Origin of the sequence: Parvimonas sp. KA00067 (genome assembly GCF_001553085.1) — a bacterium.
In the GTDB taxonomy this organism is placed as follows: domain Bacteria; phylum Bacillota; class Clostridia; order Tissierellales; family Peptoniphilaceae; genus Parvimonas; species Parvimonas parva.
In genome coordinates, this window is record NZ_KQ960141.1 from 138,355 (window position 1) to 164,521 (window position 26,167).

A 26,167-nucleotide genomic window follows, 5' to 3' on the forward strand; every position below is an offset into this window, starting at 1 on the left:
TACCTTTTTAAATTTATTAAAATGGAAATATGTTATAATAACTATGTGAAAAAATAAAAACTTGATTTTAGATTTTAATAAAGCTGAATTTTTATGAACATAACAAGGGAGATGGACAAATGAATAAAAAATTGATGACTATTTTTGTTTCTTTAGTGCTAATATTTACTTTTTTTATGCCTAAAAGTATTTTAGCTAATTCAAACGAAACAATGATAAATCCAGAAACGGATAAAATTCAATTAGAAGAATTATCAGAAAACCATGAAGAAAGTAATGAAGCAAATAATGAAAAAAACGATGAAGTAAGCACCTACAATGATGCTAGCAAAAAAACTGCTTGGTTAGAGTTAGTAGAAAAAATTGCTTCTTCACAAGCTGATGCTTCTATAAATATTGATAAAAATATAGAAGCGGATCCAGCTAAGGATAAACAAACAATTTTAATAAAAAACGGACAAAACATAGTCCTAAAGGGAAATGGAAGTCTAAAGGGTTTTGGATTTAATAGTATTAAAATTGAAAAAGGTGGAAGCTTGACTATAGATGGAACTTCTATTTCAAATGCTCAAATTATAGTTGAAGGTAAATTAAATATTAAAAGTGGGAAAATTTCAGATACAAAACTTGAAGGCCCAAACATACTTGTAAAAGGTGGAGACTTCACAATGTCAGGTGGAGAGTTTAGTGGAAATGAAGCGGTTGATAGTCAAAATCCACAACCCGATAATTTGAGAAAGACTGGAAAGTGGTATAGTTATGCTCCTATAACTTTATATGGTGGAGGTTTGAATATTTCAGGAGGAAAAATTTCAAATAATAAAGGTTTCTATAATGGTGGAGCTATAGGTGCTTGGGGAACAGACACATCTAAAATAAATGTAAAAATCTCAGGTGGAGAAATTACAGAAAATGTTGCAAGTCACAATAGTACAAATGCTTGGGGTGGCGCCATTTTTATGGAAAACGCTGAATTTGAAATGACTGCAGGAACGATTTCTAAAAATACTGCCGAATATGGTGGAGGGCTCTTATTGAGTAGATCAAATGCTAAAATTTCAGGTGGGTCTATAAGCGAAAACTCAAACGGTGAATATTCCGGTTTGGGTGGAGGAGTTTTTGGATTAAATTCTGATATCATAATAGAAGCTGGAGATTTCACAAAGAATAAAGCAAATGGTCATGGTGGTGGCCTATTTTTAGATACTTGTAACTTTACAATAAATGGTGGACATTTTGTAGAAAACTCTTCTCTAAAAAGTGGCGGAGCCATAGCAACAGTTGGTACAAGTAAAGGACAAATTAATGCTGGACTATTTGAAAGTAATAATTCAAATGGATTCTGGGGTGGTGGAGCCATTTATAATGATACAAAATGTGAATTGACTATTAACAGAGCCCTAATAAAAAATAATGAAAGTAAGGGACGCTTATTAATTGGAGCTGGCAATAAACCAATATCTCGCCAAGGTGGTGGAGTATGGAACTGTCCGACAGGACATACAATAATTAATATAACCAATGGTGTGGCACTCTTTGATAACATAGCTTCAAACTTGGAATATAGTACTGCGGCTAAAGGTTCAGGAGATGACTTTGAAAATATAACAAAATATGAATTTGGAGAAGCTGTAGGAAGTTCTTCTGTAAAGCTCGCTTCAAGAATGTTAGGTGGTGGTTATAGATTATGGTATCAAGATGGTTCATTCCAAGGTATTCATAATAACTGGCCTGAAGATCAACAAACACCAAGGTACAATCCTGAAAATCCTGGCAAACCACTTCCTTACAATATTGTAATAGAGGAGAAAAAAGGAGCTCAACTTGCTTACAAGTCAGTTCCTACGCAAGAATCAAAAAACCTAGCAGAACAAGTGGCAACTACAATATTTAAAAATAATTTTGCCCAAGGAACCGGTATAAGTGGTGGGGCTATTACAAACAACGGTAAGCTTATATTTGGTGAAGATAAACCATACAAGATACAAATTACAAAGTCTTGGTCTGGGGATGATGAAAAAACAAGACCAGAAGAAATAGTTCTACAAATGTATGTAGGTGAACATTACATACAAGATATTAAACTAACAAAAGAGGGTAACTGGACTGCTACAATTGAAGATTTTCCAGATCCAGATACCTTAATCGACAACAAAACCGGTAAGCTTTTACCTATAAACTTTAAAGAAAAAGATAGTGGTAAATATATTCTATCTGAAGTGAAAAGAGAAAAAGATAGTAAAGAAAGTATTTATACTATTCATTTAGAAAACTCATTAAAAACATCTATCAAGGTTAATAAAATTTGGAATGACAATAATAACCAAGCGGGCTTACGATCAGACAGTATTACTGTAGCCCTACTTGCAAATGGTAAAGAAACTGGAAAAACTATTGAGTTAAATAAAGGTAATGATTGGAAAGGTAAATTTAACGATTTACCATCTCATAATAATGGTGAATTAATTAAATATACTATCAAAGAAGCAAATATCGCTAATGGTTACACTTCAACTATAGAAGGGGATATTACAAAAGGATATACTATCAAAAATAGCTATATTCCACCACAAACCCCACCAGAAAAGACCGAAGTAGGAGTAGAAAAAATCTGGAAAGACGAAAATAATGCAGACGGCAAGAGACCAGAGGAAATCACAGTACATTTATATAAAAATGGCCAACTATTCCAAATAAGAAAAATAAGTGGCAAAGATGGTTGGAAAGTGGTATTTAAGGATCTTGACAAATATGAAGATGGCAAGGAAATTCTTTATACCATAAAAGAAGAAAAGGTCGAAGGCTATACAGGGGAAGTAAGTGGAAATGCTAAAGATGGTTTTGTGTTAACCAACAAAATAAAACCAGAGATTCCACCAGAAAAGACCGAAGTAGGAGTAGAAAAAATCTGGAAAGACGAAAATAATGCAGACGGCAAGAGACCAGAGGAAATCACAGTACATTTATATAAAAATGGCCAACTATTCCAAATAAGAAAAATAAGTGGCAAAGATGGTTGGAAAGTGGTATTTAAGGATCTTGACAAATATGAAGATGGCAAGGAAATTCTTTATACCATAAAAGAAGAAAAGGTCGAAGGCTATACAGGGGAAGTAAGTGGAAATGCTAAAGAAGGTTTTGTGTTAACCAACACAAGAAAGCCAGAAACTCCGCCGGAAGAACCAAAGAAACCAAAAATCCCAAGTACAGGTGATAACATTTCACTTATTCATTATGAAATGTTGGTTTTATCTATAATTAGTCTTGCGTATATTTTTAGAAAAAGAAAAATAAATAGGGACTAAGAAGAGAAAATATATATAAATTAAAAATTTAGCATTAAAGCTGGAGATGATTAAAATAATTATCTCTGGCTTTTTGTTTCCATTAAGCAATTTACTAATTTCTTCGATTTTGCTATTATATTCTCATAAAACAAAGCAATTATAGAATAGGAGAAAGACTTGATAATTATATTTTTAGACCTAGGAATTATAGGTATTTACTTGCCTTTTATGCCCACAATACCTTTTTTATTAGTGGCGGCATATTGCTTTTCTAAAAGTTCGAAAAAATTTAATGATTATTTTATGTCAACAAAATTATATAAAGAAAATATTCTTCTAATAAAAAATAGAAAGGGAATTACTAAGAAAAAGAAGATTAAGATATTAACTATAATCACAATTTTCATATCAGTTTCATTTTACTTAGTGAATAATCTTCAGGGAAGGATTGCTTTAGTAGTTTTGTTGGTCCACTATTTATATTTTATTTTTAAAGTAAAGACTTTATAGGGTTAAAGATATTCAACAAAAAATTATTTAATGAATTAAAAAACGAAAAAATTTTGCTGGTAATATATATGCAAATGAACTGATATCAATTAAAAATGCTGACAATATAATATTGTGGGAAGATTAAGCTATTAAACAATTAGAAGAAAGTGAACACATGTTCAATATAAGGAGAAACATATAGAATTAATAATGATGAAATTCAAAGTAGATAGAAGTGAAAATAATGAAACCGTTAAATTTTTAATACCAGATTTGGAAAATAGCTCAGTTAATATAACTGACAGTAATATGTAAGATATTGAAAATTTATTTAATTTAATCTTTCAGGAAGTAATTAAAAGAAAAAAACTTATAGAATTTGAGCAGGATGATTCAAACAACGATTTATTTAATGAAACGGCAAATTATATAGTGCTACAAATAAATAGTAAAATCAAAAATGTAGAATCTGATTTCAAAAAAATAATAGAATTAGATAATGCTTAGAAAAGTTTCATGCTTGCAATATGCTTGCAAAAAATCAGATAAACAGAAATAAAACGGATAATAAGGCTAAATCTGATAATAAAAACCTTGATTTTATGCCATTTATACAAAACGGTATCAATGGACATATCGAGTTTGAATAGAGCAAAAAAACATGGAAATGGCTAAGGCTTTTGAGTCTGTTGAAATGAGCAACTGGGACAAATTTGGGTAAAGATTTCAAAAAGAATAATCTTAATAATTGTTCAAAGTGGTTTACATTTGGACAAAAAATTAGACCGTAGCTTAAGTGTTACGGTCTTTTTGTGCTTCATTAGGAGTATATATAGGGATTAAATTTCTGATAGAACTATATTCATCCAAAAATTCTTTTAATTCTTCTAGTTGGTTTAGACCTATATTATCTTCATAATGCTTTTGTTTAATAATATACTCATTAGAATATAAACGTTTAGTTGTATCCCAAACGAATATTCTTGATCCATCTTCTTTTCTTCTAAACTTTCTACTTTTTTCATTCCTTGAATCTTTATCAAAAGCATATAACTCTAGAACATAAATTCCTAGAAATGAATACAATACATCTGTATATTGCCAACCAAGTTTGTCAGTTCTATTTCTAAATAAATCTTCTATATTCTTTTTCTTGTCTATAAAATCAATAACTTCCTAAACCATCTTAATATTCAAATTTGCTAAATAATAATATTGTACTAATCTGCTTTTTCTAATGTTATATAATCTACGTTTGAAATTATTAATTTCATTCCTTTTTCTAGTTTTATGTTATGAGTTTCTTTTAAATTTATAACTTCAATTTTGTTTTCTTTTGATATTGTTTTTATGATTGTGTTTACTGTTGTGTTGGTTATTTTGTAATTACCTTGTGCTATGTCTTCATTTATACTAAATATACCACTTGGCAGATTTTGGAATTTGTTATAATTTATATTGTCTTTAAAGATAATTCCAATTATATTTCCGTTGAATTCTATGTTTGAATTTTTTGTGATGTTAATTCTAACATATCTTGGTTTTTCGTTTTCAGCTAAAACTTCTTCTACTATTTTTGTGTTGTCTATATAATATGAAAAGATTCCTTTTCCGGTTATTTTTACCAGATAGTTATTGTAATTAAAGTCTTTTTTTGATAATTCTATTTTTGAGTTTTGTTGTAATAATTTTTCTTCAACTTTTACCTCTTTTGAGGATTCATTTTTGAAGTTTATATATTTTTTATCATAGAATGATTCTATTTCTTCCAATTTTTTTAATATTTTTCTTTCAAATGCTATATCTTCTGATGAATTATTTTTAAATTCATTATATTTAACTAAGATTTTATCAAATAATTTTTTGTCATCATCTGTAAAGTCTGAGTAGGATTTTTCAAGTAAGCCGATTTCTTCTGAATTTAAAGAAAATTGGTTTGTAGAATTTTTAAGTTCATTATTTATTTTATCTACATTTTTTTCTCCGCTTTTACCACAAGATGATAGTAAAAGTATATATACTAAAATTAAAAAAAGTTTTTTTGATTTTTTAAACATATATTACTCCTTAAATTTATAATTACATTATGTATTATACTATATTTTTGGCTAATATTTCAAATTTTTATTTTGTTTATATTACATTAATCTAGTAATCAAAAAGGAACTATGGTATAATAAATATAATTTCGCTATTCCTGTGCGAAATAATATTTAATATGTATTAATTATAAATAAAAATAATTATAAAGAAAAAATAAAGGAGAAAAGATGTATAATTTAGGAGAATTTCAAAAGCTAGTTATAAAGCGTTTTAAAAATAATGGTGCTTATATTGGTATTAAAGAAATTAAAAATGAAAAACTTGATATTTTATTGCCTAAAAAAGAAGTTTTAGAAACTGACAGCGTTGGAGATGAAATTGAAGTTTTTATTTATAAAGACAATCAAGCTAGGTTTGTAGCTACAAGAAAAGTTCCAAAAATTTCTATGGGAAGACTTGAAACTTTAGAGGTAATGGACATTTCAAAGATTGGCGCTTTTTTAGATTGGGGACTTGAAAAGGAATTATTTTTACCTTTTAAAGAACAATCTATGAAACTTGAAAAGGGAAGAAAGTATCTTGTTGCTCTTTATATAGATAAGTCTGAAAGACTTTGTGCTACGATGAAGATAAGAGATTATTTAACTTCTGATTCACCATATAAAGAGGGTGAATGGGTTTATGGTATAATCTATTCAATTCATAAAGATTATGGTGCTTTTGTTGCTGTTGATAAGAAATATGATGCAATGATTGAAAATAAGGATATTGTTGGAGTTTTAGAAATTGGGGAGCCAATTAATTTTAGAATTTCAAAGGTTAAAAAAGACGGTCGTTTGAATTTGGTTTTAAAGAATCTTTCGCATTTAGAAATAAATGACAATGCTGATGTTCTTTTCAATATCATAAAAGATAAAGGTGGATTTTTAGATTTAAACGATAGAAGTAATCCTGATAAAATTAAAGAGATTTGTGGAATGAGTAAATCATCTTTTAAAAAGGCAGTTGGAAGACTTTTAAAAACTAAAAAAATTCAATTTGAAGGAAATGGAATAAAATTAATATAGGGGGAAATTATTATGGAAAAAAATGTAATGGCAGTTGTAAATGGAGTTGAGATTTTAGAAAGTGATGTAGATAGATTTATCGAATTGATGGGAAATAGAGCGTTACCTTATAAATCTCCTGAAGGCAAGAAACAATTATGTGAAGAACTTGTAAAACAAGAGCTGATAATTCAAGATTGCTACAATAGAAAATTAGATGAAAGTGAAGCTTTTGTTAAGGAAATAATTGAAATTAAACGTTCAATTTTAGCAAAACATTTCTTAAGTGAATTGTTTGACGATATTAAGGTTTCTGATGAAGAAATTAAAGAATATTATGAAGAAAACAAAAATTTATTTATGAGTAAATATAACTTTAAAGCTAAACATATTTTAGTTGAAAGTGAAGAAAAAGCTAATGAATTAAAAAATCTTTGTGAAAATGGTGAATCTTTTGAAGAATTAGCTATGAAACATTCTATGTGTCCATCTAAGGAAGTTGGAGGAGATTTAGGAGAATTTTCACAAGGTCAAATGGTATTAGAGTTTGAAAATGCTTGTATAGATGCAGAGGTTGGAAAAGTTACTGAACCTGTAAAAACACAATTTGGTTATCATTTAATTAAATTAGAATCAAAGACAGCTCCTAAAGAATTATCTTTAAAAGAAGTTAGAGATGAAATAGAAAAAACTATTATAAAAGCTAAGGAACAAATAGCTTATGTTCAAAAAATGGACGCTTTAATGAAAGATAGCAAAATAGAAAGAGCATATTAATATGTATTTATTAGGTGGAATATTTAGTATTTTTCTTTTTGTATTTGTTTCATTAATGGATTTGGAAACTTTAAGGAAAGAAGAAAAAATTAAAATTTCATTAAAAAGTTTAAAAAATTATTATAATTTATTACATTTTATATTAATAACTTTTATAAATATGTACTTAATGGCTGTATTTTTCGATAATGGCACATTATATACAATAAGTTTGTTATGTTTTATGTGTACTTATATTTGTTCTATTACAGATATTTGTTGTAAAAATATATTTTTAAATATAGTTTTTATTTTTACAATTCTAATTTTCTTTCTTAATATTTATGGAAATTATATTAAAATTTCTGCATTAGGGTTAATTGCCGGTATGCTTTTATATGGTATTATTTATATCTTATCCAGATATTTTTACGGAGCTGAAGTTTTTGGAGTGGGAGATATTTATATTCTTGCTTTGATTGGCTTTTCAACTGATTTGGGTACGGTTTTATATATAGGATTATTCACTTTTGTGGTTGCTGGAATTTTTTATTTTATAAAATTTGTATTTGTTAGAGATTTGGAAAGTTTTAGAAAAGAGGAGATACCATTAGTTCCGTTTATATTAGTTAGTTATTTAGCTTTAATTTATTTTTAAAATCAACTTAAAAATCAACATTTTAAGTTGATTTTTGATTGTAAATGTGTTATTATTAATCGTAGGTTAATTATAAATGTTCGGAGGTGTGTTATGCAAACTTTTATGGAAATAATTTTATTTATTGCTAGTATAGTGATAATAGTGGCAGTTCTTATGCAAGAATCTAAGTCTGACGGTGTGGCATCTTTAACTGGAGAAACTAATATCGCTGGGAAAGGTGGTAAAAAAACTAAAGACGCTTATTTAAGTCAAATTACTATTATAGCATCAGTTGTGTTTTTTATAGTAGCTATTGCTATGGCTGCGATTAAATAAAAAAATTTTAGGAGGAAAAAATGGATACTAATTTAGTTTTTTATTGTGCAATTGCTGTTGGTTTAGTTGCACTAGTATTTGCTTATATTAAATATTTAAGCATTACAAAAATTCAACCTGGTAATGAAAGAATGAAAGAAATATCAGGTTATATTGAAGAAGGAGCGATGGCGTTCTTAGTTCGTGAATATAAGTATTTAGCTATATTCATTGTTGTTGTTGCAATTATTTTAGGTGTAGCCATTAATCCACTTACAGCAGTTTGTTTCTTAGCTGGTTCAATTTGTTCAATTTTAGCTGGATTCTTCGGAATGAAAGCTGCTACAAAAGCAAATGTAAGAACAGCTAATGCTGCTAAAGAATATGGAATGGGAAAAGCCCTTCAAACAGCATTTTCAGGTGGAGCTGTAATGGGACTTTCAGTAGTAGGTTTAGGTATCTTAGGGATGACAGTTTGCTACTTCTTAGTTGGAGATGTTAATATCGTAACTGGATTTAGTTTTGGTGCATCATCTATAGCTTTATTCGGAAGAGTTGGTGGTGGTATCTATACTAAAGCAGCAGACGTAGGTGCTGACCTTGTAGGTAAAGTTGAAGCTGGTATTCCTGAAGACGACCCAAGAAACCCAGCAGTTATTGCTGATAACGTAGGAGATAACGTAGGGGACGTTGCTGGTATGGGAGCTGACCTTTTTGAATCTTATGTAGGTTCAATCCTTTCAGGTATCACTTTAGGTTCACTTGCTTTTGGTAAAGAAGGTATTATTTTTGCTTTAGCTCTTGCTGCAACAGGTATTATAGCATCATTAGTAGGTTTATTCTGTGTTAAAGGAGACAAAGACCCACAAAAATCATTAAATATGGGAACTATTGTAAGTTCAGTTTTAACTATAATAGCAACATATTTCTTAAGTACAAAGATTTTAGGAAATAATTCAGCTTTTATTTCATCAGTTGCTGGTATTTTAGTTGGATTGATTATTTCACAATTTACTGAATATTATACTTCAGGAGATAAAAAACCGGTTCAACATATTGCTGAAGAATCTGAAACAGGTTCATCAACAAATATTATTTCAGGTTTAGCAGTTGGGATGAAATCTACAACTGGTCCAATTGTTATTATAGCTATTGGTATTTTAGTATCATATATGGCATCAAACGGTTTTGCAAATGCAGGACAAGGATTATATGGTATTTCAGTTGCGGCTATTGGTATGCTTTCAACTTGTGGTATGACTATCGCAGTTGATGCTTATGGTCCAATCGCTGATAATGCAGGTGGTATTGCAGAAATGTGTGAATTACCTCATGAAGTTAGAAATATTACTGATAAATTAGATGCAGTTGGTAATACAACAGCAGCTATAGGTAAAGGATTTGCAATTGGTTCAGCAGCTTTAACTGCTCTAGCATTATTTGCATCATATACTCAAGCTGTTGGATTAAAAGCAATTGACGTTACTAAGCCACAAGTAGTAGCTGGTATGTTCATTGGTGGTATGTTACCTTTCTTATTCTCAGCTTTAACTATGGAAGCAGTAGGAAATGCAGCAAACGAAATGATTCAAGAAGTTAGAAGACAATTCAAAACAATTCCTGGAATTATGGAAGGAACTGGAACTCCTGACTATAGAAAATGCGTTGATATTTCAACTATGGCAGCATTAAAACAAATGATAGTTCCTGGTTTATTAGCAGTAGCTGTTCCTGTATTAGTTGGTCTTTTAATCGGAGCTGAGGCTCTTGGTGGATTATTAGCAGGTTCATTAGTAACTGGTGTATTAATGGCAATCTTTATGTCTAATGCCGGTGGTGCTTGGGATAATGCTAAGAAGTACATTGAAGAAGGACATCATGGTGGAAAAGGTTCAGATCCACATAAAGCAGCAGTTGTTGGAGATACAGTAGGTGACCCATTCAAAGATACATCAGGACCATCACTTAATATCTTAATTAAATTAATGACAGTTGTAGCTTTAGTATTTGCACAAGTAATATTGAACTATGGTGGAATGTTAATTAAATAGTTAATAAATTTAAATTTAAAAGAAGTCTTAGGACTTCTTTTTTTATGTAATTTATTTGGGAAATATTTATATTTTTGAAAAATTTGCAAAAAATTTTTGTATTTGGTATAATACATTATGATAATTTAAAGAAAATTTTATTTTAATATATTATTGGAATATTTTTTATATTTTAGGAGGCGTATTTATGGATAGTGGACCCGAGGTCTATTTTCAGATTATCATTTTAATTTTATTGACTTTGATTAATGCTTTTTTTGCAGCATCAGAGATGGCAATTGTTTCTATGGATAAGAAAAAATTGTTAACATTATCAGAGCAAGGAGATAAGAGGGCGATTAAGGTTGAAAAACTTTTAAAAGAACCATCTAGATTTTTATCCACAATTCAAGTTGGTATCACTTTTGCAGGTTTTTTTACATCAGCATCTGCTGCTGTTGGACTTTCAGCTAAATTTGGGAACTTTTTAGAAGATTTATCTATTCCTTTTGCACATAGGGTATCTTTTGTATTAATAACTATAATTTTAGCATTTTTTAGTTTGGTTTTTGGGGAGCTTGTTCCTAAAAGAATCGCTTTACAAAATGCAGAAAGATTTGCTTTGTTTTCAGTTGGAACTATAAATTTTGTATATAAAATCATGAGTCCATTTGTTTATTTGCTATCTTTATCTACAAATATTGTTTTAAAAATTTTTTCAATACCTACAACAGGAGTTGAGGCTAAAGTTACTCTTGAAGAGATTAAATCAATTGTAGAAGTTGGGCAAGAGCAAGGGATAATAAATCCAACTGAACGTGAAATGATTGACGGAGTTATTTCTTTTGATGATATTTTAGCAGAAGAAGTTATGACGGCAAGAACAGAAGTATTTATGATTGATATTGACGACCCAGATGAAGATTTTAAAACTTTAATGGAAATGAGATATTCAAGAATTCCTGTTTATGAAGATGATATTGACAATATAATTGGTATTTTATATATTAAAGATTTCTTTTTAGAGGCATATAGGGTTGGTTTTAAAAATGTTAATATAAGAAATATTTTAAGACCTGCATATTTTATTCCTGAAAGAAAAAATATAAATGATTTGTTTATCGAACTTAAAAATTCTAGAAATCAAATGGCTGTATTAATTGATGAATATGGTGGTTTTACCGGTATAGTTACTATGGAAGACTTGATTGAAGAAGTTATGGGTGAGATAGATGATGAATATGATAAAAAAACAAATCCGGCTATTAAGAAAATAGATGATAGACATTTTATTGCAACCGGAGCTTGTGATATTGAAGAGGTTAATGATGTTTGTAATCTAAAGCTTGATGAAAATACTGAAGATTATGATACTTTGGGTGGAATGCTTATGTATCTTTTGGGATACATTCCTAATGATGGAGAAAAACTTACTGTTGAAGATAATGGTGTAGTTTATAATATTTTATCAATTCACGAGCATAGAGTTAAAAAAGTTAGAATAACTCTTCCTAAAGAAGAAGTTGTTGAAACTGATGAAGATGAAGAATAAATTTTTAAAGTAACTTTTAGAAATAGAAGTTGCTTTTTTTATGAAATTAAGTTTTCAATTTGCATTTTTAATCAAATAGTGTATAATAATTATATTAGTATATATAAGGAGAGGGTTATGGATTTTAAAGAAAAATTACAAAAGTATTCAAAAACTGTTATTAGAGTTGGTGCTAATGTTCAAGAAGGACAATTAGTAGTTATAAGAGCAAATATAGATGCAAAGGATTTAGTTCGCAATTTAACTGAAGAGGCATATAAGGCTGGTGCCGGTGATGTTAATGTTGTTTGGAGAGATGATATTATAACAAGACATAAGTTAAAATATGCAAGTGTTGAAACTTTATCTGAAGTGAAACGATGGACTATTGACCAATATGCTGATTATATTGACAGTGATGCTGTTTTTATTTCTGTTGTAGGAAATGACCCAAATAATTTAGAAGGATTAGATATTGAAAAAATTAAAGCAAGTAGTGTTGCAAATTCAAAAGCGATGAAATATTTTTCTACTTCTCTTATGTCAGATAGAAATTCTTGGTGTGTTATTGGTGCATCAACTCCTGCATGGGCAAAAGTTGTATTTCCTGAGCTTGATGAAGAAGATGCTGTTAATAAACTTTGGGAATTAATTTTCTATACTTCAAGAATTGGAGAAGGAGATTCTATTCAAGGTTGGAGAGAACATATTGATGAATTGAGTAGAAGGTCTAATTATTTGAATGAGAAACAATTTAAATATTTAAAATATTCAAGTCAAAAAGGTACTGATTTAACTATTGAGTTGCCAGAAGGACATATTTGGAATGCAGCCGGTAGCGGATTTAATGCTAAAGGAATAAGTTTTACTGCAAATATGCCAACGGAAGAAGTTTTTACACTTCCACATAAAGATGGTGTAAATGGTGTAATTTATAGTACAAAGGCTTTAAATTATAACGGAAATATAATAGATGAATTTAAGTTAGAATTTGAAAATGGAAAAGTTGTTAATTATGATGCAAAAAAAGGTTATGAAGTTTTAAAATCTTTATTAGAAACTGATGAAGGAGCTTTATCTTTAGGAGAAGTTGCTTTAGTACCTTTTGATTCTCCAATTTCAAATACAAATACAATGTTTTTTGAAACTCTTTATGATGAAAATGCGTCATGCCATTTAGCTTTTGGTAAAGCTTATCCAACTTGTTTGGAAGGTGGAGAAAAAATGACTAATGAAGAGCTTAAAGAAAAAGGAGCTAATGATAGTTTAGTTCATGTTGACTTTATGGTTGGAGATGAAACATTAAACATAGTTGGAATAACTAAAGACGGAGAAGAAATTCCTGTATTTACTAACGGAAATTGGTCAAATTAGAAATTAATTGCAGGGATTTTCTCTGCAATTTTTTTATACATATTTATTTTATTTAGGAGGATTTGAAATGAAAAACTTTAAGAAAAAAGCATTTACACTTATTGAGCTTTTAGTTGTTATAGCTATACTTGCTATTTTAATTTTAATTGCAGTTCCTAGATACAACAATTCAAGAGTTAAGGCTGATAAAACAGCACATTCTGCAAATGTTAGAGTATTAGAGGTAGCAGGGCTTAGATATTTAACTGAAGAAAAAGTTGAAGGAGATGTTGATATAACTGAAGAATTGGTAAGTAAAAAATATATAAAAGAAATTCCTAAGTTACCTAAATCTATAAAAGGAACAGCTTATAGCGTTCAAGTTAAAAATGGCGATATAGTAGTAACACCAACAGTTGAAAAAGATGATTAAGAAGAAAGCATTTACTCTTATAGAATTAATAGTATGTTTGGCTATCATCTCAGTTATGGTTTTGGTTATTAAGGTTAATTTTGTTAATAATAAAAAAACAATAGCTATTGAGGAGTTGAATTTAATAGCAGAAAGTATTGAAAATGCAAAAGTCTTTTCTATAGAAACAGGCAAAGTTGTTACTTTAAAGTCTGATGCTAAAAATGAAGTTTTTAATATTTATTCAAAAGATTATGTTTTTAAAGAAATACATTGTAAAAATTTAAATATATTAAATAGTGTTGAATTAAATTTTAATATAAACGGAGTTCCTAGTGAGGGAAAGACTTTTAAATTTTCTTATGAAAAAGAAAATTATGAAATAAGGATAAGGCCTGCAACGGGTTTTGTAAATGTAGTTAAAGATGAAGATTAAATTTTTAAAAAACAGAGCTTTTACTTTAATTGAATGCGTCTTTTCAATTTTAATTTTAGCTATAATTAGCATGTATATAATAGCCGGAATTAATAATTTTTTAAATATTCAAAATAAAAATAATAAAGATTTTTTACAATTAACAGATGTTGAAAATACAGTAATACAATTAAAAAGTAATATTAGTGGAAATAAAGATATTTTAACTAACATAGATATAAAAAAGTATGATATTAAAGTTTCAGATTTAGGAGAGTTGTACCATATAAAAATTGTTTTAAAGGATAATATGGAGAAATTTTATGAATTTTATATATCTAAAAAAAGTTAAATCTTTCACTTTGCTAGAACTTTTAATAACTATTGTAATTTCTAGTATAATTATAGTTTGTTGTATGCAAATTTTCTTCGGAACTTATTTTATAAATTTGAATCAAAGAAAAAATTATTCGAAATTAGAACAAATAAATTATGCTATGAGTTATATGGAAAATGAAATTTCTGATTCTATTGATATTAAGGTTAGCTCTGATGAAATAAAGATAAAAAAATATAGTTATAATTCTTTTTTAAGTGAAAATCCTAATCATAGTATCTCAAAAGTAAATGAGATAACATATAAAAAGAAAAAATATAAAGATAAATATTCAATAGATAGAATATCTAAAGACATTTTAAATTCAATTCATTCTGGTAGTAATAAATTGATTGATGATTTAGATTTTTTTGACGTTGAATTTTTTAATGATTGTTTAATTTTAAAAATGTCTTTTAAGAAAAAAGAGTATGTTAAATATATATTTTTGAAAAATTTAGATAAATTTGATTATTTGAGTGAGGAAAATTGATATGAAAAGAAAGTCTTATGTTATGCCAATTGTTTTGTTGATATTTGCTTTGCTAATAATTGCATTTTTTTCTATTTATCATAGAACTATTTCTACTCATAATCATAAAAATTCAAAAGAATTGGAATTTTCTAAAAAAATCGAAAAAATAAATTTTGAGGAAATTTTAAGTACAAAAGCTACTATTAATTTTATTAATAGTAAATTGATTAAGAGAGAAAATTTTAGTTTAAATATAGATATTTATGAGCTGTTAAAATTAAATAATATAACTGATTTTTCTAAAAATTTTGATAAATATAAATTGACTTTGAATAGTCAAAAATCAAAACGAGACATAAATTTTTTTACTAAAAAAAGTAAAAAGCCTAAATTTGTTCGTAAATATGAAATTTTTTTTAAATTAAGTAAAAATGGAGAAACTTTAGAATATAGAATCGTAGATAAAAAAAGAATTGAAAATTATTTACTTGACTTACAACTTAAAAATTTCATTGATAGAAAAGCTAAATTTTTGGGAGATGATTTCTATTTTAGTTTGGATAAAGATTTTTCAAAATTATATGATAGAATTTTTAGTGATGAGATACAAGATACTTACTCGGGTGATTTTAGAATTTATGACTTTAAAGGAAATATTTATTTTATAGATAATTCTCAATATTTAAAATTACAAAAATTTTATTTTTCTAATAAAAAAATAGAGCTTGAAGATTTTGATTTAGATTTATGTGATATTGATGGATTTGTTAAAGAAAATGATTTAAAAGATTTGTCAAGAGATGATTTTATAGAAAAATTATTGTTACAAAGTTCAAAATGTATAAGAGATTATAAAAATTATCTTGTAAATATTGAAGTCAAAGATAAATTGTATTTTGATTTAAATATTTATACAGAAATTTATACAAATTTAAAAATCGGTGGAGATTTAGTTGAAATTATTACTACAAATAAGGTTCCAAAACTTCAAGGGGTATTTGTAAATAATTCTTTAAAAGATAATTTCGATTTTGTTTTTGAAGGTGTTTTATTTTCTAAAAATAAATTAAAAAGTAAATATAAATTTTTACCTGATGTTCTTGATATAACTTCACGTTTTATTAAAATTAGTGAGGATTTTTACTTGGAAAAGATTGAAAAAGGAGATATTAAATAATTTTATTCATTTTTAAAGATTGCTTAAATTATACAAATTTGATATACTATAACTATTGAAATTATTATATCGGAGGATATTATGGATATTAAAATTATAAATAAAAGTAAGAATGAAAATCCTAGTTATGCAACAAAAGGAGCTTCTGGATTTGATTTAAGAGCTAATTTAGATGAAGATTTAATTATTAAACCATTTGAAAGAATAGCTGTTCCAACTGGTCTATTTATTGAAATTCCTATGGGGTATGAAGGACAAATTAGAGCTAGAAGCGGAATGAGTTTAAAACATGGAATCACTATGGCAAACGGTGTTGGAACAATAGATAGTGATTATAGAGGAGAAATAAAGGTTTTAATTGTAAATATTTCTGATAAAGAATATGTTATAAAAAATAATGATAGAATTGCTCAGATGATAATTGCAAAATATGAAAAAGTTGATTTTAAACTTGTAGAAGAACTTTCTGATACTGACAGAGATGAAGGTGGATTTGGACATACAGGTTATTAAATTTAGGGGAAAATATGGAGAAAAAGAGAAAAACTAGAACAGGAACTAATAAGAGAAAGCAGGTTAAAGAAGATAAATTTTTAAAGAATACTATTTTAGGATTGTTTTTTTTGAATTCTTTTTTTATTGTATTTTCTTTTTTTGGTAATACAGGTTTTTTAGGAAATTTTATTAAAAATACTTTTCAAAGATTTTTTGGAAATACATATTTTTTATTTTTACTTGTAATGGAAATAATTTATCTAGTTGTATTGTTTAATAAAATGAATAAAAAAAATAAAAATCGCTGTATTATGTCCTTGCTATTATTTTTTAATTATATGGCGATAGTAGATTTATCAAACAATTCTTCCAATAATTTATCAATAAAATTGGCAATATCAAAAACATTGTCAGCTGAAGGAAGTGGAAGTGGATATATAGGAGCTATTTTAGGATATTTTTATAATATTATGATTGGAACTATAGGTCTTTATATTTTTACTTTTATGATTGGTCTATTTTTAATTTTATCTTTTTTAGATGTTACATTTATGGACTTTTTAAAAATTATAAAAGGTTATATATTAAAACTTTTTGTTATTATTAATGAAAAATATTCAAAATATAAGGAAAAAAAGGCATTAAAAAAAGAACAAAAGAACGATGAAGAAGTTGAAGTTTTAAATCTTGTTGAAAATGAGGAATTTGTTGAAAAAGTTGATGATTTTGAAGAAAGAGAGATAATTGTTTCAAATCATAATGACAATTTTATAGAAGAAAAGGAAATTGAAAATGAAAAATTAGAAAAAGAAGAACTTTTAGATAGCTTTAACTTATTTCCTGATGATGATATTAAAGAAAATACTAAATTGTCTAACAAAATTTCTAATGAAAAAGAAGAAATTCTGGATATAAAGACAACTACCGAAAAAAAGAAGATAGAATATAAAATTCCATCTTTAAATTTACTTAAAGGTAGTGAAACAAAAGAAACTGAATCAGAATCAACTTTAAAACAAAGAGCAAAAAAAATAGAAACTACTTTAAAAAGTTTTGGAGTAGGAGCTAAGGTTGTTAGGATAAATAAAGGTCCAACAGTTACTTGCTTTGAATTGCAACCGGATATGGGCGTTAAGGTAAATAAAATTGTAAATCTTACAGATGATTTATCTCTTGCTTTAGCCTCACCGGATATAAGAATTGAGGCGCCGATTCCAGGAAAATCTGTAATAGGAATTGAAGTTGCTAATACATTAAAAGAAAATGTATCATTAAAAGAAATATTGTCTTCAAAAGAATATCAAAATTCTGAATCTAAAATGCCAATGGCTTTAGGAAAGACAATTTCAGGAGAAATAATTGTTTCTTCAATAGATAAAATGCCACATATATTAATTGCAGGAGCAACGGGCTCTGGAAAATCTGTTTGTATTAACACGCTTATAATGAGTATTTTATATAAATCTTCTCCTGAAGATGTAAAAATGATTTTAATCGACCCAAAAGTTGTAGAGTTGAAGATATATAATAAAATTCCTCATCTTGCAATACCTGTTGTTACAGATTCTAAAAAGGCAAGTGCTGCTTTAAATTGGGCAGTTAGGGAAATGGAAAGACGTTATACTTTATTCTCCGACAATCAAGTTAGAGATATTAAAGGATATAATGAAAAGCAAAAAACAAATGAATTGGAAAAATTACCATACCTAGTTATAATAATAGACGAGTTATCAGACTTAATGATGGTAAGTGCAAATGAAGTTGAATCATATATTTGCAGACTTGCACAAATGGCAAGAGCTTGTGGTATTCATCTTGTAGTTGCAACACAAAGACCTTCTGTTGATGTTATTACAGGAACTATAAAGGCAAATATTCCGTCAAGAATATCTTTCCAAGTTTCTTCACAAATCGACTCAAGGACTATTTTAGATGCATCAGGTGCAGAAACATTACTTGGAAAAGGCGATATGTTATTTAATCCTTCCGGAGTTTCTAAACCTATTAGAATACAAGGTTGCTTTGTTTCTGATAGTGAAGTTGAAGATGTTGTTGACAGCATTAAAGAGCAAATGCAAGAAGTATTTTATGATGAAGAAATCATAAAAAATATTGAGTCAGAAGTGGCAAATACTGTTGATGAAGAAGACGATGTTGATGATTTATTTTACGATGCAGTTAGAATTGTTTTAGAAGAAAATTCAGCATCAATTTCATTATTGCAACGTAAAATGAAAATTGGCTATGCTAGAGCAGGTAGAATAATCGATGAAATGGAAAGCAGAATGATTGTTGGAAAACAAGAGGGAAGTAAACCTAGAAAGATTTTAATAGGTTTTGATTATTTTGACAAGCTGAAAGGAGATAATAATGAACATAGCGAATAAATTAACTTTATTTAGAATATTTTTAGTACCAATTTTTATTGCTAGTTTATTAATTTTAGGAATAAATAATATTTTAGGATTTTTAATTTTTGTAGTTGCATCTTTAACGGATATGTTAGATGGACATTTAGCTAGAAGTAGAAATTTAGTTACCACTTTTGGTAAATTTATGGATCCACTTGCCGATAAAATTTTGGCTTGTTCTGCACTTGTTATGTTAGTTCAATTTGGAAAAGTTGAGGCGTGGATGGTTTGCATTGTTTTAGCAAGAGAGTTTATAATTTCCGGATTTAGGTTAGTTGCCGCATCAAATGGAATAGTTATATCAGCAAGTATTTATGGAAAAGTTAAAACTATAACTCAACTTTTTGCTATAAGTTTTATACTTTTAAATTCAACACAAATAATTAAAATTCCGTTTAATATTGATATGATTTTGTGGTATATATCTGTTGTGTTTACAATTATTTCAGCAGTAGATTATATTTGGAAAAATATAAAAGTTTTAGATTTAAAAAATATTTAATTAAAGGAGGAATTTATGGCTACTAAAAAAACTGAAAAGTTTGAAAGAATAGAAGATAAGGACGAAAGAAAAAAAGCATTATCCGTTGCCCTTGAAAAAATTGAAAAAGATTTTGGAAAAGGAATCATAATGAGAATGGGTGATGCCCCAAAAATAAATATAGAATCAATAAGCACTGGTGCTATGAACTTAGACATTGCATTAGGAATTGGTGGGATACCTAAAGGAAGAATTGTAGAAATTTATGGTCCTGAATCTTCCGGTAAAACTACTTTGACTTTACACATAATAGCAGAGGCACAAAAAACTGGTGGAGTTGCTGCATTCATCGATGCAGAACATGCATTAGACCCTGAATATGCAAGAAAATTAGGAGTAGATGTAGATAATTTACTTATATCACAACCTGATACAGGAGAGCAAGCTCTTGCTATTGTTGAGGCATTGGTTAGAAGTTCAGGAATTGATTTAGTTATAGTTGACTCTGTTGCCGCTCTTGTTCCAAGAGCAGAAATTGAAGGAAATATGGGAGATTCTCATATGGGTTTACATGCAAGACTTATGAGTCAAGCATTAAGAAAATTAGCTGGTATAATTTCAAAATCAAACACAACAGTAGTTTTCATCAACCAATTAAGGTCAAATATTTCAACTAATCCTTATGCAGGTGGTGGTCCGGCTGAAACTACAACTGGTGGTAGAGCTTTAAAATTCTATGCAAGTGTTAGAATTGATATAAGACGTGCTGAACAATTAAAACAAGGAGATAATGAACCTTATGGAGCAAAGACAAAGGTAAAAGTTGTTAAAAATAAAATGGCTCCTCCATTTAAAACTTGTGAATTTGATATAATATTTGGCGAAGGAATATCAAAACTTGGAATAATAGTTGATATGGCAGCAGATAAAAATATAATCAAAAAATCAGGTGCTTGGTACAGCTGTGGAGATATAAAACTTGGACAAGGAAAAGAAAAAGCTAAAGTTTATTTAGAAGAACACCCTGCATTTTTAGAAGAAGTAAAAGAAAAAATTTATGCATCTTATGGAATTGATTACGAAAAGAAAGATGTTCCAAAAGAAGTTGAAACAGAAACTTTAGAAGATGAAGAAATAGAAGATGCTGAAGAATTATTATTAGATGATTTAATAATCGAATAATATTTTGAAAAGATGAGATTTTATTCTCATCTTTTTTAGTTTAAATATGTTTGTTGAATGATATATTATGTGATGTAAATTAAAGGAGAAAAATCAGTATGAAAAAATTAATTAAAATAATTGTATTTTTTCTTTTAATATTATTAGTTTTAACATTATCTTTTGGATATTTTCTTGCATCTTCTATTGCTAATCCAAAGGTATTATCTTTTGATGAAGAAATCAAATGGGAAAAAGAGCATAATATATGAGGAAATTTTGAATCATATGAATTAAACGATTATACGATAAAGGGTAAAGATAATTATATTTTTCATTGTGATTTAATTAAGGCAAAAAAGCCAAATAATAAATAATATGCAACAAAAGGATAGCAATTAGTAGCTATCCTTTTTTCGTATATTATTCTATTCCTAATTTTTCTATTGTTTGAACTAATATGTTACAGTCAACATATCTGAAATCTCTTAATACTCTATCAATCCATAGTGGAGTTTTCATATTGTTTTGGAATTTTTTGTATGTTTCTATTGCCTCGTCAATTATTATAATTCCATTAACGTCTAATTCTTTTGTTTTTGTTATTAATATTGACCTATAAGGTGTTTCATTAGGTTTTATACTTCCACAAAGTGGGTGAGTAGAAAGTTCATATCCGTCTTGTAATTTCTTTTTAACTATGTCTAAAATATCTCCGTATGTATATTTTTCGTCAAATATTATGTCTAAATCATTTTTGTGTTTTACTTTTTCATACAAGTCAATGTTGTTAGTTATTAATGTAAATCTCATATCATTTCTCCCTTCGTACTATAAGATTGTAACATAAAAACATAAAAATATAAAGAGCTTAGATAAATATATTTAAAAAATATTGAAAATATGGTAAAATCTTAGTAGGGGTGATAATTTTGGCTAATGATTTTGTACATTTGAATGTTCATACGGAATATAGTTTGTTAAATAATTATAATCCAATGGAAAAGTTAATAGATAAGGCTAAAGAATTAAATTTTAAAGCTATGGCTATTACTGATTACAATAATATGTATGGTGTTATAGATTTTTATATGAGATGTAAAAAAAATTCTATAAAGCCCATTATTGGTTGTGAGATTACTTTGTCATATCCAAATAATGAATTTTATAATGTGATTTTATTGGCTAAAAATAATCAAGGGTATAAGAATTTATGTAAATTAGTTTCTAATTTATATATTGTTGAAAATAGAAATAGGGAATTTATAACTTTTGATGAGTTAGAAAAATTTTCAAAAAATTTAATTTTAATTGTTGGTTCAAAGAGAAGTTTCATTCGTAAATGTTTGTACTCCGCAGATATGTTGAGTGCTAAAAATGAAATGTTAAATTTCAAGAGTATGTTTAACAAAGAAGATTTATTTTTGGAGCTTAATTTTCATTTCGAAGAAAATGATGAATTAATGATTAATAAATATTTAGAATTTGCAAATGAAATTGATGTTAATACTGTTGTAACAAATGATGTTCATTACTTGGAAAATACGGATTTTAATTTGTTTAAAATCGCAAGATGTATTTCTAAGGGTATTTTGTTATCCGAATTGAAAGAAGATGTTTTTGTAGGCGCTGAATATTATTTAAAGAGTGAGGAAGAGATGTTAAAAATATTTTCTTCTTTACAAGATTCAATTTACAATACAAAGATGATTGCTGAGAGATGTAATGTTGAATTTGATTTTTCAACATATCATTTGCCTGAATATAAAATTCCTGATGGATTTAGTACAAAAGAAGATTATTTGTATAGTATAATCGTCGAGGGAATGAAAAAAAGATATGAAAATATAACTGATGAGATAAAAAAAAGAGTCGATTATGAATTTTCAGTTATAAATAAAATGGGTTTTACTGATTATTTTCTTATAGTTTGGGACTTTGTAAACTTTGCTAAGAAAAATAAAATTCCGGTAGGTCCAGGAAGAGGTTCGGGTGCCAACTCTATTATCGCATATTGCTTAGAGATTACGGATATTGACCCTATTGAATATGAATTAATTTTTGAAAGATTTTTAAATCCCGAAAGAATTTCTATGCCTGACTTTGATATAGACTTTTGTAATGAAAGACGTGAAGAGGTTATAGATTATGTAATTCAAAAGTATGGTAAAAATCATGTTTCACAAATCGTAACTTTTGGTACAATGAAACCAAGGGCAGGTGTTAGAGATATTGGTAGAGTTTTAGGTTATAAGTTATCACTTGTAGATAAGGTTGCAAAACTTATTCCGAATAATTTAGACGTTACTTTTGAATCTGCGTTAAGAGATAGTGTTGAATTAAAGAGATTGTATGATGAAGATGTCGATATAAAGAAATTGATAAATACTTCTGAAAAATTTGAAAAATTTCATAGACATATTTCAATTCATGCAGCCGGAATTGTAATTACAAAAGAAGAATTAACTGAGTATATTCCACTTTCTAAAAGTGGAGAAAATATTGTAACACAATTTAATATGACAGAACTTGAAAAGTTAGGCCTTTTAAAAATGGATTTTTTAGGTCTTAGAACTCTTACTGTAATTGATGATACTATAAAACTGGTTAAAAAAAATTATAATGTAGATATTGATATTGAAAAAATAAGTTTAAAAGATAAAAATGTTTTAAATTTATTTAGAACGGCTGATACTATTGGTGTGTTCCAGTTTGAAAGTGTTGGAATGAGGCTGTTTTTAAAGGATTTAAAAGCTGATAATTTTGATGAATTAGTTGCTGCTAACTCTCTTTTTAGACCGGGTCCTATGAATCAGATACCGACTTATATAAAAAATAAGAAAAATCCTAGAGGAATTAGATATTTAGATAGACGTTTAGAAAAATATTTAAAATCCACTTATGGAATTATTGTTTATCAAGAACAAGTTATGCAAATTGCAAGAGAGCTTGCCGGATATACTTGGGGGCAAGCCGACAATTTAAGAAAAGCAATCGGGAAAAAAAATATGGATATTATGGAGCGTAATCGTCAAACATTTATTTATGGCATGGATAATTTAGACGGAAGTGTAAAAATCAAAGGCTGTATTAGAAATGGTGTTGATGAAAAACTTGCAAAAAATATTTTTGATTTGATTGTTGAGTTTGGAAATTATGCTTTTAATAAATCACATAGTGCTTGCTATTCTTTAAATGCGTATAGAACTGCCTATTTAAAATATTATTATCCACTTGAGTATATGATTTGCCTACTTAATTCTGTTATAAATTATGAAAAACAATTTTTTACTTATTTTCAAGAAGTAAAACGAATGGGAATAAAAATTTTACTCCCAAGTGTTAATTCAAGTTTTTATAAGATTAGTACGGAAAAAAAATGTATGCTAATAGGCTTTTCACAAATAAAAGGTTTCAATAGACTTTTAGCAAAAGATATTATAGAAGAAAGAAAAAATGGTGCTTTTAAAAGTTTTAAAGAATTTTTAGAAAGATTAAAAGAATCAAAAAATATGAATTTAATGTCTGTTGAGAATTTAATAAAAGCTGGTGGCTTTGATGAAATTGAAAAGGATAGAATTGAAATTTTAAATTCTTGCGAAACTTTGTTTACACAAATAGTTTCAAAAAGTAAAAATGAATTGTCGGGTCAGCTTTCGCTAATAGGTTCAGATTTTATGCAAGAAAAATTTGTTAAGTCTGAAAAATTTTCAAAAGATGATATTTTAGAATTTGAAAAAGAAATTTTAGGTTTTTATATTTCTTCACATCCATTAGATGACTATAAAGAATATATAAAGTCTAAAAATTATATGAAGTTAGATGATTTAAAGGTTTTAGATAAAGGTATTTATAAGATAATAACTTATGTAAATTCTGTAAAGACAAGAAGAAATAAGAAAAATAAGATGTTAAAAACTGTAAATGTAGAAGACTTTTCAAGTAGCATCGAGCTTTTAGATGTAAAAGATTTAAATATTTATAAAGGAAATATTTATGAAATATCGGTTAAAGTTAGTGTAAATTCATTCGGTAATACTAATTTTACGATAATCGATGCGAATGAAATTGATGAAATTTATAGTAAAAAGTTGTATATAAAATTGGATAGTTTAGATGATGAATCAAAAAGAAAGCTTGGAGAATTTTCTTTAAAATACAAAGGAATAAATCCTGTTATTATATATATTTCATCTACTAATAAAACTTTAAAATTAGAAAATAGATTTGATTTAAAAAATGAAAGATTAATTGTTGATTTGGAAAATAATTTTGGGAAAGATTGTTTTCGAATTAATTAGGAGGTATATTTTGAAAAAAATTGCTATTCTTACAAGTGGAGGAGATTCTCCGGGAATGAATCCTGTAATAAGAGCTGTCGTAAGAACTTGCATATATCATAATATTAGAATTTATGGTGTAAAGTTTGGTTATGATGGACTTATAAAAGGGGATATTTTTGAAATGAATGTCTCTAGTGTTGCCGATATTATTCAAAAGGGTGGAACAATGTTAGGCAGTGCCAGAAGTAAAGAATTTATGACTGAAGAAGGTCAAGAAAAGGCTATTAAAAATCTACATGATAATGGAATAGAAGGACTTGTTGTACTTGGTGGAGACGGTACTTTTAGAGGAGCTAATGTTTTAAGCAAAAGAGGAATAAAGACAATTGCAATACCTTGTACGATTGATAATGATATGGGATATACAGATTATACAATAGGATTTTTTACTTCTGTAAATACTGTTATAGATGCTATTTCAAAACTTCGTGACACTTCTTCTTCTCATGGTAGGGCAAATATTTTGGAAGTTATGGGAAGAAAATGTGGAGATATTGCTTTACATTCAGGACTTGCAGGTGGAGCTGAAAGTATAATTGTTCCTGAAGTTGATTTTGATTTGGATAAAGTTTGTAATAAAATAATTTGTGGTAGAAAAAGAGGAAAACTGCATCATATAATTGTTTTAACTGAAGGAATTTTAAGTCCTTATGAGCTTAAAAGACAAATTCAAGAAAAGACAAATATAGATACAAGAGTAACTGTTCTAGGACATATCCAAAGGGGTGGAACACCGAGTTCGTTTGATAGAATTATTGCAAGTCAAATGGGAAGTGTTGCTGTTAAATTATTATTAGAAGATAAAACAAATTTAGCATTGGCAGTTAAAAATAATAAGATAGAATATGTTTCTATTGAAGAGGCAGTTGAAAATAAAAAGACATTTAATAAAGATTTATATGATATAGTTGATGAATTATCTATTTAG

Annotated in this window: 23 protein-coding genes; 21 read left to right on the forward strand and 2 right to left on the reverse strand. The window is 27.6% G+C overall.

All coding sequences use genetic code 11. The annotated features are described in order from the left end of the window. The first annotated feature begins 119 nt into the window (after positions 1–119). A complete protein-coding gene (locus HMPREF3181_RS01245) occupies positions 120–3,305 on the forward strand; it encodes a Cna B-type domain-containing protein (RefSeq protein ID WP_068472221.1) in 3,186 nt (1,061 codons plus the stop codon). Between the two features lie 159 nt (positions 3,306–3,464). Beyond that, positions 3,465–3,797 (forward strand): YbaN family protein, encoded by a 333-nt coding sequence (locus HMPREF3181_RS01250; RefSeq protein ID WP_068472223.1) that lies wholly within the window; start codon positions 3,465–3,467, stop codon positions 3,795–3,797. 1,202 nt (positions 3,798–4,999) lie between these two features. Here the strand turns inward: HMPREF3181_RS01250 and HMPREF3181_RS01265 are convergent. Then, complete coding sequence (locus HMPREF3181_RS01265) at positions 5,000–5,836, reverse strand: hypothetical protein (RefSeq protein WP_068472227.1); 837 nt, start codon at positions 5,834–5,836, stop codon at positions 5,000–5,002. Positions 5,837–6,049: 213 nt separating this feature from the next. On the opposite strand from HMPREF3181_RS01265, the gene HMPREF3181_RS01270 reads away from it, so the two are divergent. The 17 genes from HMPREF3181_RS01270 to HMPREF3181_RS07655 all read left to right on the forward strand — a co-directional run bounded on the left by HMPREF3181_RS01270 (position 6,050) and on the right by HMPREF3181_RS07655 (position 21,168). Continuing rightward, a complete protein-coding gene (locus tag HMPREF3181_RS01270) occupies positions 6,050–6,889 on the forward strand; it encodes a CvfB family protein (RefSeq protein ID WP_068472229.1) in 840 nt (279 codons plus the stop codon). Positions 6,890–6,901: 12 nt separating this feature from the next. Next, positions 6,902–7,645, forward strand: a complete 744-nt coding sequence (locus HMPREF3181_RS07920) for a peptidylprolyl isomerase (RefSeq protein WP_068472231.1) — start codon at positions 6,902–6,904, stop codon at positions 7,643–7,645. Position 7,646: 1 nt separating this feature from the next. Next, positions 7,647–8,282, forward strand: coding sequence for a hypothetical protein (locus tag HMPREF3181_RS01280; RefSeq protein WP_068472234.1), 636 nt, complete (start codon positions 7,647–7,649; stop codon positions 8,280–8,282). A 93-nt stretch (positions 8,283–8,375) separates the two neighbouring features. Further along, entirely contained in the window at positions 8,376–8,600 is a 225-nt protein-coding gene (secG, locus tag HMPREF3181_RS01285) for a preprotein translocase subunit SecG (RefSeq protein WP_068472237.1), read from the forward strand. 20 nt (positions 8,601–8,620) lie between these two features. Next, the gene (locus tag HMPREF3181_RS01290) at positions 8,621–10,630 is read left to right on the forward strand and encodes a sodium-translocating pyrophosphatase (RefSeq protein WP_068472240.1); all 2,010 of its coding nucleotides are present in this window, start codon (positions 8,621–8,623) and stop codon (positions 10,628–10,630) included. Positions 10,631–10,817: 187 nt separating this feature from the next. Continuing rightward, positions 10,818–12,161, forward strand: coding sequence for a hemolysin family protein (locus HMPREF3181_RS01295; RefSeq protein WP_068472242.1), 1,344 nt, complete (start codon positions 10,818–10,820; stop codon positions 12,159–12,161). A gap of 117 nt (positions 12,162–12,278) precedes the next feature. Beyond that, on the forward strand, positions 12,279–13,514 hold the full coding sequence (locus HMPREF3181_RS01300) for an aminopeptidase (protein WP_068472244.1): 1,236 nt from the start codon (positions 12,279–12,281) through the stop codon (positions 13,512–13,514). Between the two features lie 67 nt (positions 13,515–13,581). Further along, on the forward strand, positions 13,582–13,926 hold the full coding sequence (locus HMPREF3181_RS01305; RefSeq protein ID WP_068472246.1) for a prepilin-type N-terminal cleavage/methylation domain-containing protein: 345 nt from the start codon (positions 13,582–13,584) through the stop codon (positions 13,924–13,926). Beyond that, the gene (locus HMPREF3181_RS01310; protein WP_068472248.1) at positions 13,919–14,341 is read left to right on the forward strand and encodes a type II secretion system protein; all 423 of its coding nucleotides are present in this window, start codon (positions 13,919–13,921) and stop codon (positions 14,339–14,341) included. Before HMPREF3181_RS01305 ends, HMPREF3181_RS01310 begins: the two co-directional genes overlap by 8 nt. Then, on the forward strand, positions 14,331–14,672 hold the full coding sequence (locus HMPREF3181_RS01315) for a PulJ/GspJ family protein (RefSeq protein WP_068472250.1): 342 nt from the start codon (positions 14,331–14,333) through the stop codon (positions 14,670–14,672). Before HMPREF3181_RS01310 ends, HMPREF3181_RS01315 begins: the two co-directional genes overlap by 11 nt. Further along, on the forward strand, positions 14,644–15,189 hold the full coding sequence (locus HMPREF3181_RS01320) for a prepilin-type N-terminal cleavage/methylation domain-containing protein (RefSeq protein ID WP_068472253.1): 546 nt from the start codon (positions 14,644–14,646) through the stop codon (positions 15,187–15,189). Before HMPREF3181_RS01315 ends, HMPREF3181_RS01320 begins: the two co-directional genes overlap by 29 nt. A 1-nt stretch (position 15,190) precedes the next feature. Next, positions 15,191–16,348, forward strand: a complete 1,158-nt coding sequence (locus HMPREF3181_RS01325) for a hypothetical protein (RefSeq protein ID WP_068472254.1) — start codon at positions 15,191–15,193, stop codon at positions 16,346–16,348. An 81-nt stretch (positions 16,349–16,429) separates the two neighbouring features. Then, positions 16,430–16,861, forward strand: coding sequence for a dUTP diphosphatase (gene dut / locus HMPREF3181_RS01330; protein ID WP_068472256.1), 432 nt, complete (start codon positions 16,430–16,432; stop codon positions 16,859–16,861). A gap of 14 nt (positions 16,862–16,875) precedes the next feature. Next, positions 16,876–19,230, forward strand: coding sequence for a DNA translocase FtsK (locus HMPREF3181_RS01335; protein WP_068472257.1), 2,355 nt, complete (start codon positions 16,876–16,878; stop codon positions 19,228–19,230). Continuing rightward, complete coding sequence (pgsA, locus tag HMPREF3181_RS01340; protein ID WP_068472260.1) at positions 19,214–19,756, forward strand: CDP-diacylglycerol--glycerol-3-phosphate 3-phosphatidyltransferase; 543 nt, start codon at positions 19,214–19,216, stop codon at positions 19,754–19,756. Before HMPREF3181_RS01335 ends, pgsA begins: the two co-directional genes overlap by 17 nt. A 15-nt stretch (positions 19,757–19,771) precedes the next feature. Next, positions 19,772–20,917 (forward strand): recombinase RecA, encoded by a 1,146-nt coding sequence (gene recA / locus HMPREF3181_RS01345; RefSeq protein ID WP_068472262.1) that lies wholly within the window; start codon positions 19,772–19,774, stop codon positions 20,915–20,917. 98 nt (positions 20,918–21,015) lie between these two features. Continuing rightward, the gene (locus HMPREF3181_RS07655; protein WP_156435975.1) at positions 21,016–21,168 is read left to right on the forward strand and encodes a hypothetical protein; all 153 of its coding nucleotides are present in this window, start codon (positions 21,016–21,018) and stop codon (positions 21,166–21,168) included. Between the two features lie 151 nt (positions 21,169–21,319). Here HMPREF3181_RS07655 and HMPREF3181_RS01350 read toward each other — a convergent pair whose 3' ends face one another. Next, a complete protein-coding gene (locus HMPREF3181_RS01350; protein WP_068472264.1) occupies positions 21,320–21,709 on the reverse strand; it encodes a GrdX family protein in 390 nt (129 codons plus the stop codon). Between the two features lie 119 nt (positions 21,710–21,828). Between HMPREF3181_RS01350 and dnaE the strand changes: the two genes are divergently transcribed. Together dnaE and pfkA are read left to right on the forward strand one after the other, a co-directional pair. Further along, complete coding sequence (gene dnaE / locus HMPREF3181_RS07435; protein ID WP_197415903.1) at positions 21,829–25,197, forward strand: DNA polymerase III subunit alpha; 3,369 nt, start codon at positions 21,829–21,831, stop codon at positions 25,195–25,197. 10 nt (positions 25,198–25,207) lie between these two features. Further along, positions 25,208–26,167, forward strand: a complete 960-nt coding sequence (gene pfkA / locus HMPREF3181_RS01360; RefSeq protein ID WP_068472266.1) for a 6-phosphofructokinase — start codon at positions 25,208–25,210, stop codon at positions 26,165–26,167.

What these genes read in the sequence shown, in the direction of transcription:
- HMPREF3181_RS01245 (WP_068472221.1), top strand. Translation starts at nt 120, where the DNA reads ATGAATAAAAAATTGATGACTATTTTTGTTTCTTTAGTGCTAATATTT.
- HMPREF3181_RS01280 (WP_068472234.1), top strand. Translation starts at nt 7,647, where the DNA reads ATGTATTTATTAGGTGGAATATTTAGTATTTTTCTTTTTGTATTTGTT.
- HMPREF3181_RS01270 (WP_068472229.1), top strand. Translation starts at nt 6,050, where the DNA reads ATGTATAATTTAGGAGAATTTCAAAAGCTAGTTATAAAGCGTTTTAAA.
- HMPREF3181_RS01350 (WP_068472264.1), bottom strand. Translation starts at nt 21,709, where the DNA reads ATGAGATTTACATTAATAACTAACAACATTGACTTGTATGAAAAAGTA.
- HMPREF3181_RS01300 (WP_068472244.1), top strand. Translation starts at nt 12,279, where the DNA reads ATGGATTTTAAAGAAAAATTACAAAAGTATTCAAAAACTGTTATTAGA.
- pgsA (WP_068472260.1), top strand. Translation starts at nt 19,214, where the DNA reads ATGAACATAGCGAATAAATTAACTTTATTTAGAATATTTTTAGTACCA.
- HMPREF3181_RS01295 (WP_068472242.1), top strand. Translation starts at nt 10,818, where the DNA reads ATGGATAGTGGACCCGAGGTCTATTTTCAGATTATCATTTTAATTTTA.
- HMPREF3181_RS07655 (WP_156435975.1), top strand. Translation starts at nt 21,016, where the DNA reads ATGAAAAAATTAATTAAAATAATTGTATTTTTTCTTTTAATATTATTA.
- dut (WP_068472256.1), top strand. Translation starts at nt 16,430, where the DNA reads ATGGATATTAAAATTATAAATAAAAGTAAGAATGAAAATCCTAGTTAT.
- HMPREF3181_RS01335 (WP_068472257.1), top strand. Translation starts at nt 16,876, where the DNA reads ATGGAGAAAAAGAGAAAAACTAGAACAGGAACTAATAAGAGAAAGCAG.
- HMPREF3181_RS01305 (WP_068472246.1), top strand. Translation starts at nt 13,582, where the DNA reads ATGAAAAACTTTAAGAAAAAAGCATTTACACTTATTGAGCTTTTAGTT.
- HMPREF3181_RS01310 (WP_068472248.1), top strand. Translation starts at nt 13,919, where the DNA reads ATGATTAAGAAGAAAGCATTTACTCTTATAGAATTAATAGTATGTTTG.
- HMPREF3181_RS01265 (WP_068472227.1), bottom strand. Translation starts at nt 5,836, where the DNA reads ATGTTTAAAAAATCAAAAAAACTTTTTTTAATTTTAGTATATATACTT.
- HMPREF3181_RS01320 (WP_068472253.1), top strand. Translation starts at nt 14,644, where the DNA reads ATGAATTTTATATATCTAAAAAAAGTTAAATCTTTCACTTTGCTAGAA.
- recA (WP_068472262.1), top strand. Translation starts at nt 19,772, where the DNA reads ATGGCTACTAAAAAAACTGAAAAGTTTGAAAGAATAGAAGATAAGGAC.
- HMPREF3181_RS01325 (WP_068472254.1), top strand. Translation starts at nt 15,191, where the DNA reads ATGAAAAGAAAGTCTTATGTTATGCCAATTGTTTTGTTGATATTTGCT.
- HMPREF3181_RS01290 (WP_068472240.1), top strand. Translation starts at nt 8,621, where the DNA reads ATGGATACTAATTTAGTTTTTTATTGTGCAATTGCTGTTGGTTTAGTT.
- secG (WP_068472237.1), top strand. Translation starts at nt 8,376, where the DNA reads ATGCAAACTTTTATGGAAATAATTTTATTTATTGCTAGTATAGTGATA.
- HMPREF3181_RS01315 (WP_068472250.1), top strand. Translation starts at nt 14,331, where the DNA reads ATGAAGATTAAATTTTTAAAAAACAGAGCTTTTACTTTAATTGAATGC.
- HMPREF3181_RS07920 (WP_068472231.1), top strand. Translation starts at nt 6,902, where the DNA reads ATGGAAAAAAATGTAATGGCAGTTGTAAATGGAGTTGAGATTTTAGAA.